Origin of the sequence: Bradyrhizobium sp. CCBAU 51745 (assembly GCF_028128715.1) — a bacterium.
GTDB classification, from domain to species: Bacteria; Pseudomonadota; Alphaproteobacteria; order Rhizobiales; family Xanthobacteraceae; genus Bradyrhizobium; species Bradyrhizobium manausense.
Window position 1 is genome coordinate 212,202 of record NZ_LBJP01000007.1, and the last position, 15,356, is coordinate 227,557.

At 63.0% G+C, this 15,356-nt stretch carries 13 protein-coding genes; 8 read left to right on the forward strand and 5 right to left on the reverse strand.

Translation table 11 applies throughout. From position 1 onward, the window contains the following. Positions 1-146: 146 nt before the first annotated feature. Positions 147-950, reverse strand: coding sequence for an MBL fold metallo-hydrolase (locus XH98_RS08310; protein WP_271618331.1), 804 nt, complete (start codon positions 948-950; stop codon positions 147-149). A 180-nt stretch (positions 951-1,130) separates the two neighbouring features. Between XH98_RS08310 and XH98_RS08315 the strand changes: the two genes are divergently transcribed. Continuing rightward, positions 1,131-2,324 carry an MFS transporter gene (locus XH98_RS08315; RefSeq protein ID WP_271618332.1) on the forward strand — a complete coding sequence of 398 codons (1,194 nt, stop codon included), beginning with the start codon at positions 1,131-1,133 and terminating at the stop codon, positions 2,322-2,324. Positions 2,325-2,355: 31 nt separating this feature from the next. On the opposite strand, the gene XH98_RS08320 is transcribed toward XH98_RS08315, so the two are convergent. Further along, complete coding sequence (locus tag XH98_RS08320) at positions 2,356-3,969, reverse strand: acyl-CoA synthetase (protein WP_271618333.1); 1,614 nt, start codon at positions 3,967-3,969, stop codon at positions 2,356-2,358. Positions 3,970-4,267: 298 nt separating this feature from the next. Here XH98_RS08320 and XH98_RS08325 point away from each other — a divergent pair, with 298 nt between their 5' ends. The 6 genes from XH98_RS08325 to XH98_RS08350 all read left to right on the forward strand — a co-directional run bounded on the left by XH98_RS08325 (position 4,268) and on the right by XH98_RS08350 (position 11,854). Beyond that, positions 4,268-5,020 (forward strand): TetR/AcrR family transcriptional regulator, encoded by a 753-nt coding sequence (locus XH98_RS08325; RefSeq protein WP_271618334.1) that lies wholly within the window; start codon positions 4,268-4,270, stop codon positions 5,018-5,020. Between the two features lie 20 nt (positions 5,021-5,040). After that, on the forward strand, positions 5,041-6,012 hold the full coding sequence (locus XH98_RS08330; RefSeq protein ID WP_271618335.1) for an ABC transporter permease: 972 nt from the start codon (positions 5,041-5,043) through the stop codon (positions 6,010-6,012). Between the two features lie 40 nt (positions 6,013-6,052). Beyond that, the gene (locus tag XH98_RS08335; protein WP_057746322.1) at positions 6,053-7,069 is read left to right on the forward strand and encodes a sugar ABC transporter substrate-binding protein; all 1,017 of its coding nucleotides are present in this window, start codon (positions 6,053-6,055) and stop codon (positions 7,067-7,069) included. A gap of 74 nt (positions 7,070-7,143) precedes the next feature. Beyond that, entirely contained in the window at positions 7,144-9,267 is a 2,124-nt protein-coding gene (locus tag XH98_RS08340; protein WP_271599168.1) for an ABC transporter permease, read from the forward strand. Further along, the gene (locus XH98_RS08345) at positions 9,264-10,361 is read left to right on the forward strand and encodes a hypothetical protein (RefSeq protein WP_271618336.1); all 1,098 of its coding nucleotides are present in this window, start codon (positions 9,264-9,266) and stop codon (positions 10,359-10,361) included. The genes XH98_RS08340 and XH98_RS08345 overlap by 4 nt, the downstream gene beginning before the upstream one ends. After that, positions 10,358-11,854 carry a sugar ABC transporter ATP-binding protein gene (locus tag XH98_RS08350; RefSeq protein WP_271599166.1) on the forward strand — a complete coding sequence of 499 codons (1,497 nt, stop codon included), beginning with the start codon at positions 10,358-10,360 and terminating at the stop codon, positions 11,852-11,854. The genes XH98_RS08345 and XH98_RS08350 overlap by 4 nt, the downstream gene beginning before the upstream one ends. Before the next feature lie 6 nt (positions 11,855-11,860). On the opposite strand, the gene XH98_RS08355 is transcribed toward XH98_RS08350, so the two are convergent. The 3 genes from XH98_RS08355 to XH98_RS08365 all read right to left on the reverse strand — a co-directional run bounded on the left by XH98_RS08355 (position 11,861) and on the right by XH98_RS08365 (position 14,816). Continuing rightward, on the reverse strand, positions 11,861-12,349 hold the full coding sequence (locus XH98_RS08355; protein WP_271599165.1) for a DUF2059 domain-containing protein: 489 nt from the start codon (positions 12,347-12,349) through the stop codon (positions 11,861-11,863). Positions 12,350-12,361: 12 nt separating this feature from the next. Then, positions 12,362-13,579 (reverse strand): OpgC domain-containing protein, encoded by a 1,218-nt coding sequence (locus tag XH98_RS08360; RefSeq protein WP_271618337.1) that lies wholly within the window; start codon positions 13,577-13,579, stop codon positions 12,362-12,364. Between the two features lie 484 nt (positions 13,580-14,063). Then, complete coding sequence (locus tag XH98_RS08365) at positions 14,064-14,816, reverse strand: SDR family NAD(P)-dependent oxidoreductase (RefSeq protein WP_271618338.1); 753 nt, start codon at positions 14,814-14,816, stop codon at positions 14,064-14,066. A gap of 95 nt (positions 14,817-14,911) precedes the next feature. On the opposite strand from XH98_RS08365, the gene XH98_RS08370 reads away from it, so the two are divergent. Further along, entirely contained in the window at positions 14,912-15,223 is a 312-nt protein-coding gene (locus XH98_RS08370) for an ArsR/SmtB family transcription factor (RefSeq protein ID WP_057746303.1), read from the forward strand. Positions 15,224-15,356: the final 133 nt, after the last annotated feature.

Consider the following 15,356-nt stretch of genomic DNA (forward strand, 5'->3'; position numbering starts at 1 on the left):
GATTCCCGCTCACAGGGCGACAAAACGCGCCAGCCAAAGCCACGATGCATTGATCGTGCCGGACCAGCAAACGCATCGTTGCGTCGCGCCAAATATCTGTACTTATAGTACAGTTAATAGCGATAGGCAATGGCATTCCCGCCGGCTCAGGCGATGGCAGCAATGTACCGCTCGACCGATGCCGAGAAGGCGGCCTTGGCGCCGCTGGCGATGTTGCGACCCCACCAGGCGCCGTAGATGCGGTCGAACGCGAGAGGCGCGACCGCAGCCGCAATCCGCCGTACCGCAGGGGCGTTGAGCGGCATGTAATTGGGATAAGAATACATGAAGCTGACGAATCGGCGATCCATCGTCACCTGCGCGATATCGCCGGTCAGAAGTGCGCCCTTGCCATCGGCGCCGCGCGCATCATGCAACATGGTGGCACCGGCGAAATGGCCGCCGGTCCGCAACAGCAGCACATCGTCCGAGATGCGATGCTGATCGCCGGTCCAGTGCACGATCGACGGATGCGGCCGTGTCACCCATTGCCGGTCGTCAGCGTGCAGATAGACCGGCACCCCGCCGAACGCTTCGCTCCAGTCCGCAAGCGCACCATAATAATGTGGGTGCGAGATCGCGATCCCTGTCAGGCCGCCGAGCGATTTGACATGGGCGACCGCCTCCGGCGTTGCCAGCGGAATGCAGTCCCACATCACGTACCCTCCGCCATCGGGGACCAGCAGCGCGCGCTGGCCGATCGCAAAGCTCGGCTCGAGCGCGATGCCGGTCAGGCCGAGATCGTCGCGCCAGACGAGGCGGTGACGCTCTGCCAGCGCATCCCGCGTGAGGAAGGCCTGGCCTTTCCAGTTCACATATTGCCGCTCATCTTCGCAGATGGGGCAGGACGCGGGCGGATTTCCGGTGTCCGGAAATTGCGCACCGCAGGTTTCGCAGGTCCAAAGGGGCATGGCGTGATCCGGAACGAGAGTGGACGCCGATGAGGTGACGTCGCATCCCTCCAATTGCAAGTCCGGAGGAACCAACGCGGTTAGCGCATGTTACTTTTCGGACCGCTCCGGCACAAACAGTCGGCCATTTCCACCTGCGCGAGACCTCATGCGATCGGCAGCATCACGTTCAGCGTTTCGATGACATCGCGTCCCTCGCGCATCTGGCCGCTGTTCGCCGTCAATTTCTTCATGGCGGACATGCAGTCCGGCATCGGCCCATTCGTCGGCGTCTTCCTGCAAGAGCGCGGCTGGACCACCGGCTTGATCGGCACTGCGCTGACGATCGGCAATGTCGCAGGCATGCTGGTGACGACGCCGATCGGCGGCTTCATCGATTCCAGCCACAACAAGCGGCTGTGGGTGGTCATTCCCGGAATCTTTGTGGTCCTTGCCTCCGCCATCATCCTGATCTCGCAGAATTTCTGGGCGGTGACGTTTTCGCAAGTCGCGCAATCGCTGGCGAGCGCTGCGATCGTGCCGGCGGTGACTGGCATCACGCTCGGCATGGCCAAGCAAAAGGGTTTCAATGCGCTGAACGGGCGCAACCAGGCCTTCAACCATGCCGGTAACATGGTCGGCGCGGCGCTGTCGGGCTATCTCGGCTACACCTTCGGCTACGTCGCCGTGTTCGTGCTGGCGGCCGTGTTCGGTGCTATCGCGATCGCCTGCGTGCTGATGATTCCCGCCAAGGCGATCGACGATCGTCAGGCCCGCGGCAGCAAGGAGGATGAGAGCAAGAAACCGCCGGATGCCATGTCCGTCCTCCTCAAGCACAAGCCACTCCTCGTGCTGGCGCTCGCGCTTGCCATCTTCCATCTCGGCAATGCAGCCATCGTCCCGCTCTATGGCCTTGCAGCGGTGGCCGAACGTCAGGCCAACGGTCCGAGCTTCGTCGCGACCACCGTCGTCATCGCGCAGGGCGTCATGGTCGTGACGTCGCTGGTTGCCATGCAAGTCGCGGGAAAGCGCAACTACTGGCCGGTAATCCTGGTCTCCTTCTTGTTCTTACCCGTCCGGGGCGTGCTTGCGTTCTTCGTGACGGGATGGTGGGGCGTGGTCCCGATGCAGATATTGGACGGGATGGGCACCGGATTACAGACGGTCGCCGTTCCCGGCATGGTCGCGCGCTCGCTGGACGGCACCGGTCGCATCAATCTCGGCCAAGGTGCCGTCATCACCGTGCAAGGCGTCGGTGCGAGCCTGAGCCCCGCGCTCGGCGGCTGGATCGCGCAATGGATCGGCTACGGCCCGACGTTTTTGCTGCTCGGCGGTTTCGGCCTTGCATCGACGGCGCTGTGGCTGGCCTTCGGCGCGCACGTGAAGAAGTATTGAGCCGGCGTCCTCTTCTCCGAAAAGAAACGCCTCACGCCCCAAAGTTCTTCTGGATCGCCTTGTCGAGCGTCTCGCCCCCGACGAAGCGCTGGCGCAGCTCGCGCTTGAGCAGCTTGCCGCTCGGGTTCTTCGGCAGGCTATCCACGAAAATCACGCGCTTCGGCACCTTGAAAGGCGCCATCTGGCCGGCGCAATGCTGGATGACGCTGTCCTCATCCAGCGTCTCCCCACTCTTGACCACCACGATGGCCGTGACCGCCTCGATCCAACGTGGATCAGGCAGGCCGACGACGGCAACCTCGGAGACCGCGGGAATACGATAGATCATCTCCTCGACCTCGCGGCTGGCGACGTTCTCGCCGCCGGTCTTGATCATGTCCTTGACGCGATCGACCACCGTGATGTGGCCCTCTTCATCGACGGTGGCGAGATCGCCGGAGTGAAACCAGCCACCGGTAAACGCCGCCGCGGTCTTCGCGGGATCATTGTAATAGCCCGACAGCAAATGCGGCGAGCGGTGCACGATCTCGCCGACCTCGCCAACCTTGACGTCCTCCATCGACGTGTTGACCACCCGCGTCTCGACATTGAGCACGGGCTTGCCGGCCGAGCCGGCCTTGCGCAACTGGTCCTCCGGCCGCAGCACGGTCGCGAGCGGCGCGATCTCGGTCTGGCCGTAGAAATTCCAGAATTTTACCGCGGGCAGGCGGCGCTGGAGCTCAAGCAGCACCTCCACCGGCATGATCGAGGCGCCGTAATAGCCCTTTTGCAGCGTCGACAAATCGGTCTTGTCGAAGTTCGGCGACCGCAGCATCGCGATCCAGATCGTCGGCGGCGCGAAGAACGATGTGATCTTATGTGCCTGGATCAGCGCCAGGATGTTGTCGGCGGTCGGCTTGCCCGTGATCACGCCGGAGGCGCCGAGATAGATTTGCGGACCCAAGAACACGTCGAGCTGGGCGCAGTGATAGAGCGGCAGGGCGTGTAAGAACTTGTCGTCCACGCTCATGCCGCCGTCGATGATACAGCTGACATACTGCCACATCACCGCTTCATGGGTCAGCATCGCGCCCTTGGGCAGGGATTCGGTGCCACTGGTGTAGACGATCTGCGCGAGATCGCGACTATCGACGGAGGCCTCGAGGCCCGAGCCGTCAGCATGAAGCAGACCGTCGAAGGTGGCGAGGTCTGCAGGCGCCGTGGCGGGATCCTCACCCGGCAGCCAGATCATTTTTTCGACCGCGCAATCCTTGGCTGAAGCGGCGCGGGCCGGCTCGACGAAATCAGGGCCCGTGGCCAGCAGCTTGGCGCCGGAGCTCTTGAGGATGAAATTGATCTCGTCCGGATTGAGCATGAAGTTGATCGGCACCAGCACCGCACCGATCCGCGCCACGGCAAAGCGCAGCGCTGCAAAGGCGTGGGAATTCCGTGACAGCACGGCAAGGCGATCGCCCTTCTTCACGCCAAGGCCGAGCAGGCCGCGGCCGAGCCGGTTGCAGACCGCGTCCATCTCCGCGAAGGTCCAGCTCACGGAGCCGCAACTCACCGCGAGCTTGCTCGGCTCGCGGGCCGCCGATCGGCGCAGGAGATCGCCGATCGAATGCTCGCGCGCTTTCGCGATGGTGGCTCCGATGTCGTTCGACATGTTCGTTCCTCCCGCAATCCGTCATCCGCGTACACGCCAGCCTTGGCCGCCGCCAGACTCTTGCGTTTACGCGCTTTTTCGAGTTCGCAAGAAAAGTATTCGGCGCAACTGGCCACGTCAAATCGGTCAGGGTGATTTTATCGGCCGGAAAAAGCGAGCGAGCGCTCTCTCGGAAAATTCTGGCATGCCCCCTTTCCGGACTGCCACTCTCTGCGCTAGGAATAACGATAAGGGTGCAAAGCCCACGCCTGGGTCAACAACAACGCCAAAGGTCCGGGAAGACATAAGGGGAGGCAGCGTGAACCTCGCGCGCCGACGACCTTGGACGAATGCGTTCTCGACAGAAGCGCTGTGCACGCGCATTCTGGAACGTCATCGCGACTCCATTCGCGTGCGGAAGCCGCGGCTCGCCATCGCAAATTTGACACGCATCATCGGCGCCACCCTCGCGCTCTCCAACAAGCAGGGCTTCCACGCCACCACGCTGCGCCAGCTTGCGGAAGCGTCCGGCCTCAGCATGGGCGGCCTCTATACCTATATCGACAGCAAGCCCAGGCTGCTCTCGATGATCCTCGGCGAGGTCGCGGCAACGGCGACCGAGGTTCTGACGGCGCCTCCCGACGACGTCAGGAATGACGCCAACAAGCACCTCGGCTGGATCATCGCGACTCACATCCGCATGAGCGAGGCGATGCAGCCCTGGTTCGTGTTCGCTTTCATGGAAGCGAAGTCCTTCCCGCCGGCGGAACGCCAGCGCGCGATCGACATGGAAGCCACCACCGAGAAGATCATCGCCGACGTGCTCCGGCAAGGCGTCGCCAGCGGCGCCTTCACGGTCGAACATGTCGGGCTTACGGCGTCGTTGATCAAGCCGCTGCTGCAGGACTGGTACGTCAAACGCGCCAAATACCGCAAACGCGGCACGTCGATCGACGGATATATCGACGGCGTCGACAATTTCGTAAGCGCCGCCTTGTCGCGCGGAAACCGCAGCAGCGGACGAACGTCCGCCGGGGTTCGCCCGAGGCCAAAGCAAATGGCGCAACCATAGAACGCAGGAAGGACCGGACGATGAAGCGCTTCCGATTCAGCCAGCAAGAGATCGTCTTTGCCGTCTTTGCCTTGCTGTTCCTGGTGTTCTCGATCTTCCTGAACGGCTTCCTGACGGCCGACAACATGCTGACGCTGCTCCAGAACGTGGCAGTGCTCGGCATCCTCGGCCTCGCCATGGCGATCGTCGTGATCGGCCGCGGCATCGACATCTCGCTGATCGCAGCGCTCGCGGTGCCCCCCGGGCTCGTGCTGCAAATGGTGCAGAACGGCCATTCACTCCCCTTCTCGTTGCTGACGGCCGCCCTGATCACGATCGCCTTCGGCCTCGTCAATGGCTGGCTGATCGCCTATGCCGAGGTGCCTTCGCTGTTTGCGACGCTCGCAACGGGCCTGTTGCTCGCAGGCCTTGGGCAAGCCGTGCTGTTCCAGCTCGACGTCGTGCAATGGAGTTCGGGCATGGACGGCTTCGAGCGACTCGGACAGGGCACTATTCTCGGCATTCCCACCTCGATCGTGATGTTCGCGATCGCCTGCATGGTGGTCGCATTCCTGCTGCGCCAGACGCGCTGGGGGGCCTACATCTACGCGATCGGCGATAATCCTTACGCCGCACGTGTCACCGGCATTCCGTCCCGCCCGATCATCGTGCTGCAATACGTGATCGCGGCCCTGATCGGCTGTTTCGCAGGTCTCGTGATGGCGGCATCGGTCAATTCGATGCCGACGCGCGTTTTCAACTCGACGCTGATCTACGACGTGATCCTGGTGGTCGTGCTGGGCGGCATCGGTCTCTCCGGCGGCCGCGGCGGCGTGCTGAACGTCATCATCGGCACGCTGCTGATCGGCACCATGCTCAATGGCATGACCATCATGGATATCTCCTACGCCGGGCAAAATCTCATCAAGGGCGTGGTGCTGTTGCTCGCCGTCATCACGGACTCTTTCCTGAATCCACGCAACGAAGAAACGGCACAGCAGGGCGACATCTGAACGATCGACAGCAACGACAACTACAACCAAGGAGGAAGCAATGAAGATCTTTGGCAACTCGACCAGGGTACCCCTCGCCGCACTGGCTCTCACCGCGCTCACCGGACCGGCGCTCGCCCAGCAGGGCTTGGACGAGCCGTTCCAGAAGCCGTTCAAGGAGGCGCTCGCCGGCAAGACCGTGGCCTATGTGCCGGTCGCGATGAACTTCGACCTCACGGAGGGCTGGTATGCCGGCCTGAAGAAGGAGCTCGAGCCCTACGGCGTCAAGTTCGTGATCCGCGACGCCAATTGGAACACCAACGCCGGCGCACAGGCCGTGACCTCCTTGATCTCGGAGAAGCCGGCGGTGATGGTCGTGCATAATCCTGACGTCCAGACCTACGCAAAACTGCTCCAGCGCGCAGAGAACGAGGGCATCTACGTCATCCAGATCAACATGGGCTCGGCCTATCGCAGCTCCGCCTTCGTCGGTGCCAACTGGGTCGAGATCGGCGAACGCCAGACCGAAGGCGTGGTCAAGGCCTGCGAGGGCAAGTCGAACAAGATCGCGATCATCCAGGGTGCGCTGTCGGCCGCCGCGAGCGCCTATACGCTCAAGGGCGTCGAGAACGTTCTGGCCAAGCATCCCGAAATCAAGGTGGTATCGAGCCAGGCCGCCGATTGGGATGCCGCCAAGGCCAAGGCGATCACGCAAACGGTGCTGAAGCAGAATCCCGATCTCTGCGGCATCGTCGGCTTCTGGGACGGCATGGACATCGGTACCGCAGCGGCCGTGAAGGAGGCAGGGCTCACCGGCAAGGTGTTCTTGGCGACATCGGGCGGCGGCGAACGCAAGGGCGCCTGCGAGCTGGTGAAGTCGGGCGCGTTCGACCTCAACTTGAGCTACGACGTACCGACCCAGGCCACACAAATGGCCGGCACGATCAAGTGGCTGCTGTCCTCGGGCGCCAAGCCCGGCTCGATCAAGGGTTCGGAATACACCACGCTGATTCCGATCACCAAGGAGAACGCCGACAGCCAGACCGCCTGCTGGAATCTCAGCGACCTCAAGAAATAGTCCCGCCAGGGCTCGCGGTCCCCGGGATCTATGCCCGGGGACCTTGCCCCCGATAGTTTCCATGCCCTGCTGGAATGCCGATGCGCGACACAATCACAAGCCTGCGTTACCGCTACTGGCCTGATCATCTTCTCGGAGAAATCCTGTCCAAGCGATGGACCGAGACAGCCATCCCGGTCATCCTGCTCCTGATCGTCGGCTTTGCGTTCAGCCGGTCCATCGACAACTTCCTGTCGCCGGCGAGCCTCGCCGACACCGCGCGCCAGGCCGGCGAGATCGGCTTCATTGCGCTCGGGCTTGCCCTGGTGGTCATCGTCGGCGGCATCGACCTCTCCGTCGGGTCGATCTTCGCACTGACCGATTTCTGCGCGCTCTATCTGCTCGACGTCGCGGGCTGGCCGGTTCCGGCCGTTGTGATCGCTACGCTGCTGTGCGGCGCGCTGCTTGGCGCCGTCAACGGCATTCTGGTCGGATATCTGCGACTCCGCGCCTTCATCACCACGCTGATCACGCTGATCATCTACCGCTCGGCCTATGACCTTTTGATCCAGCGCTACTCCAACGCGATCGCCTCTGCCTTCCCCGACATCCCGTCCTGGGACTTCATCGGCTCCGGCTCTGTCTTGGGCATTCCCACCGTGGCACTCGCCTATATCGTCATCGCGATCTTCGGCCACATCTTCATGACGCGGCTGCGCCCGGGCTGGCACATCACCGCGATCGGCGGCTCGCGCCGCTCGGCCTACAATTCGGGCATTCCGGTTCGCCGCACCATCGCGCTCTGCTACGTCGCAAGCGGCGCGCTGACCAGCGTCGGCGCGCTTTTCTTCGCCTCCCGGCTCGGCACCGTCGGCGGCGACATCGGCGTCGGCCTGGAGGTGATCGTGCTGACCGCGACCGTGCTCGGCGGCATCACGCTCGGCGGCGGCAAGGGCTCGGTCGCCAAATCGGCAGTGGGTGTGCTGATCGTGCTGCTGATCACAAATGGCCTGACGACGATGAACGCACGCGGCGGCGTCAATCGCATGGCACTCGCGGGCATCCTGCTTGTCGCCGCCATGGTCGACATCCGCTGGCAGAAGAACCGGACCCGCATCATCAGCAAGGTCTATGTCGCCCCGACTTATCACGAATTGCCGCCTCCACCACCGACCGAGATCGGGCAAGGCGGCCCATTTGAGCAGAACGACAAGCTCCGTGATGTCGAGGCGATCGGCCTTGGCCGCATCGAGGCGCCGGAAGACGTCATCCTCGATCGCCATGACAATCTCTATGCCGGCTCCCGCCACGGCGACATCATGCGCTTCCTCGCGCCCGACTACCAAAAGATGGAAGTGTTCGCTCATATCGGCGGCCAGCCACTCGGCATGGCCTTCGACCGCGAGGACAATCTCTATGTCTGCATCGGCGGCATGGGGCTCTATCGCATCAAGCCTGACCGCACCGTGGAAAAGGCGACCGACGAGACCAACCGCAGCCTACGCTCGGTCAACGACGACAGCCGCCTGCGCCTCGCCGACGACCTCGACATCACAGAGGATGGCCTGATCTTCTTCTCCGAAGCGACGGTCCGTTACGAGATGGACGAATGGCCCATCGATGGCTTAGAGGCGCGCGGCAATGGCCGCATCATCTGCTACGATACCAAGACCGGCACAACCCGTACCGAGCTGCGCGGACTCAAATTCCCCAACGGCATCTGCGTCGCCAGCGACGGCCAGTCGATCCTGTTCGCCGAGACCTTCGGCTGCTCGATCAAGCGTTATTGGTTCGCCGGGCCGAAGAAAGGCGCGGTCGAGGTCGTCATGGACAATCTGCCTGGATACCCCGACAACATCAACCTCGCCTCGGACGGCAATTACTGGCTGGCGCTGGTCGGCATGCGCAGCCCCTCGCTCGACCTCGCCTGGAAGATGCCGGGCTTCCGCCGCCGCATGGCCAAGCGCGTACCAGTCGATGAGTGGCTGTTTCCCAACATTAACACCGGCTGCGTGGTTAAATTCAATGAGCAGGGCAGGATCCTCGAATCGTTCTGGGATTTGCACGGCGAGAACCATCCGATGATCACCTCGATGCGCGAGCATCGCGGCTACCTCTATCTCGGCGGCATCCTCAACAACCGGATCGGCCGTTACAAGCTCGACAACGCCGATCCGAACTTCGTTCAGTATGACAAAAGGTGGGGGAAGCAGTCGTGATCGCGGCCGTCAGAGACTTCGCCAACCGCTTTCTCGGACGCGGCGACGCCACCATCACCGTGCCGTCCTTCGACGGCGCGTTGAAGCCGAACCAGAAGCTGGAATCGGCCGAAACCTTGCTGACCTGCGAGTCACCTGCGGATCTTGCCGCTGACGGCAACAAGCTCTTTATTGCAGACGGACGAAGGCTGTTGTCGCTGGACGGCGGCTCGGCCTCTGAATTGCGCCGCTTCGAGCAGCCAATCTCCGCACTCTGTGCCCTGCCCTGTGGCGGCCTCGCCGTCGCGCTCGGTGGGCGTGAGGTCCGCGTCTACGAAAGCCCCTCGGCCGAGCAGCCGAGCGTAAGCTTTGCCGATACCGCGTTCAATGCGATCAATGCACTCGCGCTGGCGGAGGACAGTGCGCTGATTGCGACAGACGGCTCTGCAACATGCAGTGTCGACGATTGGGCACGTGACCTGCTGGAGCTCAACCGCAGCGGCCGCGTGTACCGGCTCGATCCCGGCAGCAGGACCGTGACGCGATTGGCCCAAAGCCTCGGCTATGCCTTCGGTGCCTGCGCGCATGGTAACGCCATGCTGGTCAGCGAGAGCTGGCGCCATCGCCTCGTTCTTGTCTCGCCAGGTGCATCGCCGAAGATCGTGCTCGCTCACCTGCCCGTCTATCCATCACGGCTGTCGAAAGCCTCGGGCGGAGGCTACTGGCTCACCGCCTTCACCGCGCGGACCCAGCTTGTCGAGTTCGTGCTGCGCGAACCCGGCTATCGGCGCCGCATGATGGCCGAGATCGCACCCGAGCACTGGGTTGCACCGCGGCTGCGTTCCGGGCGCTCGTTCAAGGAGCCAATGCAGGGCGCGCACATCAAGACCATGGGCGTCATCAAGCCGTGGGCGCCGCCGCGTTCCTATGGCCTCGTCATCCGTCTCGATGCCGACGGCCAGCCGCTCTATTCGCTGCACAGCCGGGTCGACGGCATCAATCACGGCGTCGTCGCGGCCGTCGAGATGGGCAGCGATCTCGTGCTGATCGCCAAGGGACCGGGCCGCATTTTGAGGCTGCCCATTGCCGGCCTTGCCGAGGAGTTTCGGACATGAGCGACATCGCACTCTCGCTGCGCGAGGCAACAAAGCTCTATGCCGGCGTGCCCGCCATCGACGGGGTCGACTTCGATCTGCGCCGCGGTGAGATCCATGCACTTGTCGGCGAGAACGGTGCCGGCAAGTCGACCCTCACCAAGGTGATGGCGGGCGTGGTGACGCTGACCTCGGGGACCATGACAGTCGACGGCGCCGAGGTCGCGCCGAAGACACCGCTTGAGGCGCGCAATCTCGGCATCGCCATGGTGTTCCAGGAGAACAGCCTGGTGCCGACCATGACGGTGGCGCAAAACCTGTTTCTGGGGCAGGAGAAGTTTTACAACCGCCTGCGGGGGATCTACATCGCCGCGCAGCAGTTCCTGCAATCGCTCAATTTCGACGTGACGCCGACCGCCACCGTCAGCGGCCTTGGCGCGGCCAAGAAGCAGATGGTCGAGATTGCGCGCGCGGTGCTGCACCGTGCCAAGGTCATCATCTTCGATGAGCCGACCGCATCGCTGACCCCGGAAGAAAAGAAATATTTCTTCGACCTTGTCCGCGACCTCAAGAAGCGCGGCGTCTCGATCGTCTTCATTTCGCATGCGCTTGAAGAAGCGCTGCTGCTCGCCGACCGCATCACGGTGCTGCGCGACGGCAAGCATGTGGTCACCGACGATGTCGCCAAGTTCGATCGCGCCGCCATCGTGCAAGCCATGGTCGGACGCGACCTCTCCAACACCCTCTACGGCGCACGCAAGAACAGCGTGCGCCCGGCCGGCGCGCGCGTGCTCACGGTGCAGAATTTAAAGATGGCACCAATGGTGAAGAACAATTCGCTGTCGGTGTTCGCTGGTCAAATTACCGGCGTGTTCGGCCTCGTTGGTGCAGGCCGCACCGAAACCTTCAAGATCGTCGCCGGCGTGCTCAAGCGCGACTTCTTCCATGGCGGCGAGATCCTGCTGCACGACCAGCCGGTGCGCTACCGCGTGCCGGCGCCGGCGGTGAAGGCTGGCATCGCCTATGTCACGGAGGACCGCAAGGTCGAGGGCTTCTTCGAGACGTCTTCGATCGCGCGCAACATCTATCTCGGCCTGTTGTCGAAGTTTCCGCGGGGCCGGATGATGCTGTCGCGGCGGGAGACGGATGCGGTCGGCAAGTCCTGGATCGAGAAGCTCAAGGTTCGCGCCATCGGCGATCAGGTCAAGGTGGTCGAACTGTCGGGCGGCAATCAGCAGAAGGTGGTGATCGCGAAGTCGCTGGTGCAGGAGCCCGACTTGATCATCTTCGACGAGCCGACCCGCGGCGTCGATGTCGGCGCCATCGTCGAGATCCACGAGTTGATCAACCGGCTCGCTGACGAGGGCAAGGCGGTGGTGGTGATCTCGTCCTATCTGCCCGAGATCATGGCGCTGTCCGACCGCATCCTGGTGTCGCGCCAGGGCAAGGTGGTGGAAGAGTTCTCCGCGCTGGAAGCGACGGAGGAGAAGATCATGTACGCGGCGATCCACTGAGGGCGCTTACAGCTTGTGTCCCTTCTGGCGCAGCGCCTCGATCAGGCGCTGCTTCAATTGGTCACCGGCCTTCTGGCTGACATCCTGAGCGATCTGCGCGCTCGCCTGCGCCAGCGCATCGGATTGCGCCAGGAATTTTTGTCCGGCCGGCTGGGCGTAGAACGCCTCGATCTGGCGCAGCTCGTCCGGGGTGAAGCTTGCGGCATAGACGGCGGCGATCTGGTCGACCATCGCGTTGAAGAGCGGGGGGAAGATCTCGGCACCCGGCGCCGTCATCGCGTCATAGTCGCGCTCGATCTCCGGCCTTTCCTGCGTCACCACCGGCCGCAGCTTGAGCAGCAGCTGCGGCAGCTGCGCGCGGTATTGATCGGCGATCTTCAGCGTGACCACGAGCTTGCGCGCCGCATTCATCGCCTCGGGCGACGGCGCTTGCGCGGAAGCGCGGCCAACGAGGAGCAGGAGGATACCGGCGATCGCAAGCAAACGTCTGGACATGGACCTCTCCCCTCAGCGGCGCGCCGGCGCGGCGGCGGTTGCAGCAGGCACGATCTCGACGGCGGCGGTTTGGGGCTCTTCGACTTCCGACACTTTCACGAAGAGGTTCGGCACACGCTCGGCCCGATCGAGCAGCCAGGCGACGACGATCATGATGATGATGCCGAGGAAAGAGACCGCGAGCTGCTCCCAGACGCCCTTGGTGTATTGCGTCAGGATCCAGTGCGCGGAGAACGACAGGAACACGCCGAGACAGAAGATCGGCAGTGAGTGCTGGCCGCAGAGGATGATCGGACGCAGCCAGGAGGTATGCAGCGCTTTCCAATGGCGCGGCAGGAAATGCGTCACCCAGATCCCCAGCGCCAGGAAATGCGTGAAGCGCAGCAAGTCGAGGTCGGTCTTGTCGATCGGGTAGATCGCCTTGATCATCCATTTCGGGATCATGGCCTCGAGCGCGGGGATGTGCCAGGTCATCACGATGATGAAGGCGAAGACGAGCCAGGCCGCGGCCAGCGTCATTGCGGCCCTCGACCATACCCACTGGCTGATCTTCTCAATCTGGCCGATGCCGCACCAGGCGGCGAACACGAACATCAGCTGCCAGCAGAACGGATTGAAATACCAGGTCGTGCCCGGCGGGTAGGAGGCAACGTTCCAGTCGAACCAGCGCGACAGCACGTAGAGCGCCACGGACCCCGCAAGCGTCAGGTTCGGCAGGCGCACCAGGCACCAGACGATGAAGGGCGAGGCAAATATCAGCGTGATGTAGAGCGGCAGCACGTCGAGATTGACCGGCTTGTATTTGAGCAGGATCGCCTGCCCGATCAACTCGTCCGGATGCGCCAGGAAATTGAAGACGTTGAACTCGTGCTCGTACATCGGATTGTCGAAGCGGCGGGCGGTGCGGGCGATCTGCGCCGTGAACAGCAGGAACAGCATGATGTGGGCGACATACATTTCCGCCGTCCGCCGCCACAGACGTTTCAGCGCGGCAAGGAACCAGCCGCCGGCGATGATCGGCCCGTAGATCCAGCCAACCAGATAGCCGGAGATGAAGACGAAGAACTCGGCGGCGTCGCTGAAGCCGTAATTGCGCAGCGTCAGCCAGGCCACGACGTCGTGCGGGATGTGATCGAGGAAGATCATCCACAGGCCGATGCCGCGGAAGAGGTCGAGCCGCAAGTCGCGCTCGACCGGCGCCAACAGTGCTGCCTGATCCCGTATGCTCATGGCCCCCGCCTCGTCAGGTAGGCGTCGCGCCATCGCGGCGCCGGCGAAATCGGATGCTAAAAAAGATCAATCAAAAGGTCACCTAACCCTGCGGTTAGAGCGCCAACGGTAGCCGACCTTGGTGGCCGCGCAAGGGACTTTGTCGTCACATGCGTCGGCAGCGCGCGCAAAGCCCGGAACAACCCCATGCACAGTAGCTAAACCCTTGCATATCTTACAAAAATCGTTCTGCCCGTCGGGCAAACCGGCGGCGAGCGCGATTGCCGCCTCAGGCGAGCTGATCGCCCCCGGTCGGCGGTGTGTTGGAAGACATCAAGGCGCGGGCCGGTATGTTGCCGGCCCGCTTTCTTGTCGAACCACCGAGGATCGCTGGAGCGGCGACCGGGCTCGATCGAGCCACGATTGCGGACGCTGGCTCCGCCCGTCAGGCGATGGGTTTCGCAAGAGCGAAAGCCATCCTGGGCCGCCGGGGCAGCTTTGCTCGCTAGCGAAGCCCGCCGGTGACGTGAAGTGTCTCGCCGGTGACGTAGGACGAATCGTCCGATGCGAAGAAGGCCACCGCGGCGGCGATCTCCTCGACCTTGCCGATGCGGCCGAGCGGGGTGGCGGATTCGATCCAGTTGCGCATGTCGCCCTCGTGCAGCCCCGCCGACACGACGCCTTCGGTTGCGATCATGCCGGGATTGACGGCGTTGACGCGAATCTTGCGCGGCGCGAGCTCCTTCGACAGCACGGCGGTGATCGCATCCACCGAGGCTTTGGTCGCGGTGTAAACGGCGGTGTTTGGCGGTGTAATGGTCGATACGCCGGAGGAGATGTTGATGATGCTTCCGCCATTGGCGTTGAAGTGCTTCGCCGCTTCACCCGAGACCAGCAGCAGGCCAAGCACATTGAGGTCGAAATGCTTGTGGAAATGCTCGGGCGTGATGGCCTCGAGCGGGGCGAACTCGTAGACGCCGGCGTTGTTGACGAGGATGTCGATCGCACCGAACGCCTTCACGGTCTCCGCGACGACGTTCTTCACGTCCTTGGCGTCGGCCAGATTGCCATGGACCGCGACGGCTTTGCCGCCCCTGGCGATGATGCCGGCGACCACGCGGTCGGCGGCCTGCTTGCTGGAGCTGTAATTGACGGCAACCGCCGCGCCCTCGGCCGCAAGCCGGGCGGAGATTTCGGCACCTATGCCTTTGGATGCGCCGGTCACCAGGGCAACTTTACCTTCGAGTCTCTTGGTCATCGCATGTGTTCCATTGTTCGGCGGGATGCCGATATTCAATAGTTCAATACTAGTGAACTATTGGACCAATTCAAGGGACGTGCTATATTTTGGGCATGGCCCAGTTCGTTCACCCGGCGCGGGAGGAGATCACACTGGCGGGGGTGCTCGGCGCGCTCGCGGATCCCATGCGGCTGCGTATCGTCAAGAGCCTGGCCGCACAGAAGGATTGCATGTCGTGCACCGAGGCGGCGCCTTGCCCCGATATGGCGAAGTCGACGCTCTCGAACCATTTTCGCATTCTGCGGGAGGCCGGCCTGGTCCGGACGTCAAAGCAAGGCGTCCAGCACCGCAACGTCCTGCGCGAGGAAGACATCAACGCGCGATTTCCGAAGCTGCTCAAGATGATCCTGAGCTTTCCGGACTGAATGCGGAGGCGCAGTCACGCGCAGGATGGGTCGGGCGAAGCGAAGCCCATCAAAATCGTTTCTGATCGGATCGCACCAACGATCGCTTGGGTACCGGCCGTCAGGCGATGGGTTTCGCAAAAGCTCAACCCAT

Coding starts and splice junctions, on each gene's coding strand:
- XH98_RS08320 (WP_271618333.1), bottom strand. CDS start 3,969: ATGTCGAACGACATCGGAGCCACCATCGCGAAAGCGCGCGAGCATTCG.
- XH98_RS08340 (WP_271599168.1), top strand. CDS start 7,144: ATGCCGATGCGCGACACAATCACAAGCCTGCGTTACCGCTACTGGCCT.
- XH98_RS08370 (WP_057746303.1), top strand. CDS start 14,912: ATGGCCCAGTTCGTTCACCCGGCGCGGGAGGAGATCACACTGGCGGGG.
- XH98_RS08360 (WP_271618337.1), bottom strand. CDS start 13,579: ATGAGCATACGGGATCAGGCAGCACTGTTGGCGCCGGTCGAGCGCGAC.
- XH98_RS08365 (WP_271618338.1), bottom strand. CDS start 14,816: ATGACCAAGAGACTCGAAGGTAAAGTTGCCCTGGTGACCGGCGCATCC.
- XH98_RS08315 (WP_271618332.1), top strand. CDS start 1,131: ATGACATCGCGTCCCTCGCGCATCTGGCCGCTGTTCGCCGTCAATTTC.
- XH98_RS08335 (WP_057746322.1), top strand. CDS start 6,053: ATGAAGATCTTTGGCAACTCGACCAGGGTACCCCTCGCCGCACTGGCT.
- XH98_RS08350 (WP_271599166.1), top strand. CDS start 10,358: ATGAGCGACATCGCACTCTCGCTGCGCGAGGCAACAAAGCTCTATGCC.
- XH98_RS08330 (WP_271618335.1), top strand. CDS start 5,041: ATGAAGCGCTTCCGATTCAGCCAGCAAGAGATCGTCTTTGCCGTCTTT.
- XH98_RS08310 (WP_271618331.1), bottom strand. CDS start 950: ATGCCCCTTTGGACCTGCGAAACCTGCGGTGCGCAATTTCCGGACACC.
- XH98_RS08355 (WP_271599165.1), bottom strand. CDS start 12,349: ATGTCCAGACGTTTGCTTGCGATCGCCGGTATCCTCCTGCTCCTCGTT.